This is a genomic window from Aeromonas sp. 602396 (assembly GCF_049173735.1).
Classification (GTDB): domain Bacteria; phylum Pseudomonadota; class Gammaproteobacteria; order Enterobacterales; family Aeromonadaceae; genus Aeromonas; species Aeromonas veronii_A.
In genome coordinates, this window is sequence record NZ_JAAKSD010000010.1 from 158,219 (window position 1) to 164,388 (window position 6,170).

Genomic DNA, 6,170 nt, shown 5'->3' on the forward strand with positions numbered 1-6,170 from the left:
TCTTGCGGTTTTTCATCGCCCTGCGCTGTCATCTGCGGGCGCGGTCGGTAAGATGGGTGGCAGCGACATAACACTTACACCGGAACAGGCGGCAGGGGCGAATGAAAACAGCAGGGGTATTTGATGCTCTGGTCAGCACCGGCGCCCGGCTGGACGACGCTTGCTGGCTCGAACCCGGGCTTGGCGTCGCCAGTTGGCGCAACTGCTATGACCAGACCCGCTATCACAAGCCGGGCCACCACACCCTGAGCGTCTATCTGCAAGGAGGCGAGCAGACCGAGCGACTCGATGGGCCGGGTGGCCACGGTGGCACCGGCAAGGTGTGCATCATGCCGGATCACCACAGATCTGAGTGGCTGGTGCGCGAAGAGTTTCGCTTCTTTCATCTCTACTTCACCCCGACTCACCTCACCCGTATCGCCGAGGAGGTGTGTGACAAGGAGGGGCGCCACCTGCAACTGGTGGACAAGACCTTTATCGACGATCCGCAGGCGGCTTCGCTGGTGCAGCGCCAGTTGATGCAGCTTCAGTGGCAGCAAGGGGTCGATCGGTTGGCACTCTCCCACGGCGCCTGGATGTTGATCCTCCACGCCTATCGCCACCACACCGAGGAGGCTCCCGGTCTGCCGCCTCTGCGCGGCGGGCTGGCGCCTGTGGTGATCAAGCGGGTGCAGGAGTATCTGCAGGCCCATCTGGCCGATTCGGTCACGCTGGCAGAGCTGGCCCAGCAGGCGGGGCTGAGCGAGTATCACTTTGCCCGCATGTTCGGCCAGAGTCTCGGCTGCCCGCCCCACCGTTACCTGCTGGGGCTGCGGCTCAAACGGGCCAAGCAGCTGTTGACTGGCCCCGAGCCGCTGGCCAGCATCGCCAGTCAGTGTGGCTTCTCTTCCCAGGCCCATTTCGGCAATCGTTTTCGCGAGGCGTTTGGTTTGACGCCGGGGCAGTGGCGGGCGCAATTGTCATCTTCCCGTCACAGATAAGCCTGAGACTTTGGGCAAAAGAGGTGTACTCTCTACCACTTATCCATTGAAAGGAATGCCCATTGAATTATCGCAAACGTCAAATCCGTACCCGTCACCTTTGGTTCAGCCACTGGAATGCCCCGCAAGATCGCACCGCTGTCGTCACCCCTCCCGAACCTGCAGTGCCTCACAGTTCACGTTGAAAAAGCCCGGCTGCCGATAGGATTTTCCAGTTAACTTTGCCACTATTGCTCAATCTGAGTGACGTGGACATTGCAGGATGTTTCTGGAACGTATTGAAGTAAAAGGTTTTCGCGGTATAAATCGTCTTTCGCTCGGGTTGGATCACACCACAGTGCTGATTGGCGAGAATACCTGGGGCAAGTCGAGCCTGTTGCGCGCGCTCTGGTGTCTGCTGGGGCAAAATGCCGAGCCCTATCAGTTCACCGCCGATGATTTTCACCAACCGGAAGATCCCGAGCTGGCCCCTTCGCGTCATCTGCAACTGGTGCTCACCTTCAGTGAGCACAGACCCCAGATGTGTCAGCACTCCCGTCGGCTGGCCCGTCTTTGCCCCTCCTGGGTGCTGCACAAGGACAAATTCCACCGCATTCACTATCGCGCCAGCGCCGAGCTGCAGGCGGATGGCTCTGTGCTCACCATTCACGATTTTCTCGACGGGGTAGGCAAGAGCTTGCCCATCGCCAATACCCACGAGCTGGTCTGCATGCTCATCACCATGAACCCGGTGTTCCGGCTGCGGGACGCTCGCAGTGCCCGCAACGGGGTGGAAACCCTGCAGTGGGGAGATCTCTCGGAGCACAGACTCAGTGAACTGGCCGACAAGCTGATCGATGAGCCCCAGCGCATCGGAGAGCCGGAGTTGAAGGAGGCGCTGCAAGCAGTGCGCCAGCTGATGGATCACTATTTCAACGCTCTGGCCCCCATCAAGAACAAACCGCGCAGCCAGCGTGACATCATCAATCGTCCCATGACGTTGCGCAATCCTGGCAACCTGCACACCCTGCTGCGCCATGCCGATAACCGCACCCTGCAACTGGCGATGGCCGGGATGGCGGCGACCCTGCTGCAGGCGCGAGGCAATCGCGAGCTGGAGGAGGGGGCTCGCCCCATCATGATCCTCGAAGATCCTGAGAGCCGCCTGCACCCCACCATGCTGGCGCTGGCGTGGGGATTGCTCGAACAGCTGCCGGGTCAGAAGCTGCTCACCACCAACTCGGGAGATCTGCTCTCTTCCCTGCCGCTCAATCAGGTGCGGCGGCTGGTGCGCCGTCAGCAGGATATTCTCTGTCACCAGCTGGGCGGCGAGCGTTACAGCAGTGACGATCTGCGCAAGATCGCCTTCCACGTGCGGATCAACCGCCCCATGTCGCTGTTTGCCCGCTGCTGGCTGCTGGTGGAGGGGGAAACCGAGATCTGGCTGCTCTCCGAGCTGGCCCAGATCTGTGGCTACAGTTTGCGGGCCGAAGGGGTGCGGATTATCGAGTTTGCCCAGTGCGGCCAGTCACCGCTGATCAAGGTGGCGCGGGATTTTGGTATCGAGTGGCACCTGTTGACCGATGGCGACGAGGCGGGGCTCAAGTATGCTGCTTCGGCCCGGGGCCAACTCAAAGGGGAGCGGGAACGGGATCGGTTGACTCAGTTGCCAGCCTCTGACATTGAACATTACCTCTATCACAATGGTTTTGAAGCCGTGTTCCGGCGGGAAGCAGGGGTGGGCGGACGAGCCATGTGGAGTGCCAGTCATATCATCAATAAGGCGATTCATCATCGCAGCAAGCCGGGGATGGCGCTGGCGGTGGTGGAAGAAGCCGAGCGGCTTGGTGCCGAGCATATTCCTCCCGTGCTGCGTCAGATGTTTGCGCGGGTAGTGGCACTGGCTCGCGGTCAGGTGTGAAGTCGGTGTGATAATGGGCCTGTCGGCAGCATCATGACCTTCGGGGCATCTGCTCATTTTTTGCCGGTCTGTTTGTCGTGATTGGGGATAGCCGCAGGTTTGGGTATACTCGCCCACTCTTCTCCGGCGCCCCGGTGGCGCCCCCGAATTCTTGCTGCTGGAGGCGTCATGTTCGTCCAACTCCCACTTTGGCTCTTTCCCCTTACCGGCTTGATGGCGCTTGGTGCCCTCATTGCCCTCGGTATCGTGTTGTGGCGCGGTGATATCTGCCCTGGCCAGCGCTCACGCATCACTCAGCAGCTCTTTTCCATCTGGGTAATTACCGCGCTCTCCTTGATGCTGGCGGTAGAGGCCAAGGCGGCCAGTTGGCTGATCTGGAGTGGTGGTGCCGCACTGGTGCTCGGGGTCGGCTTGTCGCTGGCCCAGTCACGGTTGGAGGGCAAGCGTGCAGTCCCCTCAACGCTGCTCTGGTTGCCGGCGTTGCCACTCGCTGTTTATGGCTTCGGGCTGCTGCAGCTGCAGGGCTGGGTGAGCGGTTTATTGCAGATGGTGATGCTGGGAGCTGCCTTTGCTCACCTGATGCTGTTGCGAGCCCGTCACCGCCTCAAGGCGTTTAATACTCTTCTGCCGCTGGCTGCGCTGGCGGGCGCCATGGCCAGCCTTATCTGGCTGGCCGTGCTGGTGGGCTGGCAAGGGGCTGAAGCCAATCTCGATGATCTGATCCCGGCGGTGGTGACACAGGCTGCCTTGTTGGTGGCTTCCCTGCTGCTCTGGTTCAGCCCGCTCTACTTGCAGCGTGATACCGCGCCTGTGGTGGTTTCCACTTCCCTGTGTGGCCTGCTTATCGCCCAGATCGCCGCTACCAGCGTGCTGTACCAGCTGATCTGACACTGGTACTGAAAAGAGCAAGCCCCGAGCCAAGGCCCGGGGCTTTTTCATATCTGACTCTCGAGAATCAATAGAAGTCATCGGCCCCGCAGATAAACAGGCAACTGCTGCGTGGCTGGGCCAGATACTCTCTGGTCAACCCTTCCAGTGGCATGCCGAAAGTGCAGATATCTTGCGGTGAGGGGAGGGCGGTATCGAGGATCCGCCGCCAGTAGCCGCCAACTCCCTTGGGCGGGCTGGGCAGGTTGAAGGTGAGGGGCTCCCAGTAGGCGTTAAACAGTACGTAAAGGGCCAGTCGGGTTTCGCTTGACAGGGCCGACATGGCGATGGCATGGGAGTGGGGACTGAAGTCTGGCTGCATGGCATTGACTCCGTGCCAGCAGATCTCGCTGTGCCGCAGGATTTCGGTGAGCGACAGTGGCATGCTCTCCTGCTCCGGGCGCTGGAACAGATGTTTGCGATATTGGATCAGCTCCTTCATGAAGCGGAACATCTCCTGGCTGCGGGGAGTTGGTTGCCAATCCATCCAGCAGGTCGCGTTGTCCTGACAGTAACCGTTGTTGTTGCCGTGCTGGGTGCGCAGCAGTTCATCCCCCATCAACAGCATCGGGGATCCCACCGATAACAGGGTTGCCACCATCATGTTCTTGGCTTGGCGCGTGCGCAGGGCATTGATCTGGGGATCGTCCGTTACCCCTTCATGGCCGTGGTTCCAGCTGAAGTTGTGATCACAGCCATCACGGTTCTGCTCGCCATTGGCCTCGTTATGCTTGTTGTTGTAGCTGGCCCAGTCCCACAGGGTAAAGCCGTCGTGGCAGGTGACGAAATTGATGCTCTTCTCGGGATCGGCGTGGTGATAGTGGTAGATGTCGGGGCTACCGCACAGCCGTTCGACAAAGGCGGTGACGCTGTTGTCATCCCCGCGCAGAAACCGGCGTACGTCGTCCCTGAACTGGCCGTTCCACTCACGCCAGCGGGCGCCGGCGAGTGATCCCACCTGATAGAGCCCCCCTGCATCCCAGGCCTCGGCGATCAGCTTGATATCGGCGATGTTGGGGTCGGTATCTATGGTGCGCAGGGTCGGGGCATTGGCCTGTGGCTGGCCCGATTCATCCCGCGACAAAATGGCAGCCAGATCAAACCGGAAGCCATCGACGTGCATCTCCTGGCGCCAGAAGTGCAGGCTGTCCATGATCATCCGCAGTACCACCGGGTGTGCGCCGTTGAAGGTGTTGCCACAGCCCGAGTAGTTGGTGTCCTTCTGGTTGTTGTCGAGGATGTAGTAGGCCTCGTTGTCGATGCCGCGAAACGAGAAGGTGGGGCCATCATCTCCCCCCTCGGCGGTGTGGTTATAGACCACATCCAGGATCACCTCGATATTGGCCCTGTGCAACGCCTTGACCATATCGCGAAATTCGGTCAGCGGATCATCGCCACAGGCGTACTGGGCATGGGGGGCGAAAAAGGACATGGGGCTGTATCCCCAGTAGTTGGATAGCCCCCTGGGAGCATCCTGAGGATCGAACTGAAACACCGGCAGCAGTTCAACGGCGGTGACTCCGAGAGATTGCAGATAGGGGATCTTCTCAATCAATCCAAGATAGGTGCCACGCAGCGCCGGATCGACCCCGGAGCTCGGGGAGTTGGTAAACCCCCCCAGATGGAGTTCGTAAATCACCGAGCGGGAGAGAGAGTGAGCAGGCAGTTTGTCTCCTTCCCAGTTGTAGTGGCGGGTATCGACTACCCGATTTTTGGCGCAGCAAGCCATATTGCTGCCGGGGCGTGCAGCCGCCCATCGGTCATAGTTGGGGCCCAGTTCAATACTGCGCCCATAGGGATCGAGCAGAACCTTGTCACCATCAAAGCGGGTGCCACAATAGGGACGCCATGGTCCCTGGATACGGTAGGCGTAGCGTTGCCCGATGGGGAGTCCTTCAATATGGATATGCCAGTAGTAGGCAGTTCGGTTGAAACGGGGGGAGAGGGGAATTACCTCGGGACTATCATCTTCGGCACTGGAGAAAAGCAGCAGCTCTACCCGGCTGGCCAAGCGGGCCCAGATGGCGAAGTTGACGCCGCGGTTGTCGGGTGTCGCCCCCAACTGACGGCAGTGACCGGCGGAGATGCGCATATCATACCTACCCAAAATGAGGAGTGTTCATCTCACTGAGTGTAGTGCCTGGTATGTGGCTTTGACTCTATTGCCTGAAAAAACAGCATGATGCTGCTAATGTCCTCACTCTCTGTCTGATTAATCTACGAATAAACTTTTTTTGAGATATTTACTTGCAATCTGTGCGCTGGCGCCTATTATTGGCGACCTCAGACGCGGGGTGGAGCAGCTCGGTAGCTCGTCGGGCTCATAACCCGAAGGTCGTCGGTTCAAATCCGGCCCCCGCAAC

The 6,170-nt window shown here is 59.7% G+C and carries 4 protein-coding genes and 1 tRNA gene; 4 read left to right on the top strand and 1 reads right to left on the bottom strand.

The features are described from left to right. Positions 1 to 101 precede the first annotated feature (101 nt). The 3 genes from G5229_RS13505 to G5229_RS13515 all read left to right on the top strand — a co-directional run bounded on the left by G5229_RS13505 (position 102) and on the right by G5229_RS13515 (position 3,768). Entirely contained in the window at positions 102 to 980 is an 879-nt protein-coding gene (locus G5229_RS13505; RefSeq protein WP_421209287.1) for a helix-turn-helix domain-containing protein, read from the top strand. A 262-nt stretch (positions 981 to 1,242) separates the two neighbouring features. Beyond that, positions 1,243 to 2,880 carry an ATP-dependent endonuclease gene (locus G5229_RS13510; protein ID WP_421209288.1) on the top strand — a complete coding sequence of 546 codons (1,638 nt, stop codon included), beginning with the start codon at positions 1,243 to 1,245 and terminating at the stop codon, positions 2,878 to 2,880. Between the two features lie 168 nt (positions 2,881 to 3,048). Continuing rightward, positions 3,049 to 3,768: a hypothetical protein gene (locus G5229_RS13515; RefSeq protein WP_151285685.1), complete on the top strand. Its 720-nt coding sequence runs from the start codon at positions 3,049 to 3,051 to the stop codon at positions 3,766 to 3,768. Between the two features lie 67 nt (positions 3,769 to 3,835). Here the strand turns inward: G5229_RS13515 and glgX are convergent, their stop codons facing one another. Further along, entirely contained in the window at positions 3,836 to 5,899 is a 2,064-nt protein-coding gene (gene glgX, locus G5229_RS13520; protein WP_421209289.1) for a glycogen debranching protein GlgX, read from the bottom strand. A gap of 196 nt (positions 5,900 to 6,095) precedes the next feature. On the opposite strand from glgX, the gene G5229_RS13525 reads away from it, so the two are divergent. Further along, positions 6,096 to 6,169: transfer RNA gene (locus G5229_RS13525), tRNA-Met, on the top strand. Position 6,170 lies beyond the last annotated feature (1 nt).

Excerpts from the sequence above, each read along its gene's own strand:
- G5229_RS13505 (WP_421209287.1), top strand. The coding sequence starts at position 102 with ATGAAAACAGCAGGGGTATTTGATGCTCTGGTCAGCACCGGCGCCCGG.
- G5229_RS13510 (WP_421209288.1), top strand. The coding sequence starts at position 1,243 with ATGTTTCTGGAACGTATTGAAGTAAAAGGTTTTCGCGGTATAAATCGT.
- G5229_RS13515 (WP_151285685.1), top strand. The coding sequence starts at position 3,049 with ATGTTCGTCCAACTCCCACTTTGGCTCTTTCCCCTTACCGGCTTGATG.
- glgX (WP_421209289.1), bottom strand. The coding sequence starts at position 5,899 with ATGCGCATCTCCGCCGGTCACTGCCGTCAGTTGGGGGCGACACCCGAC.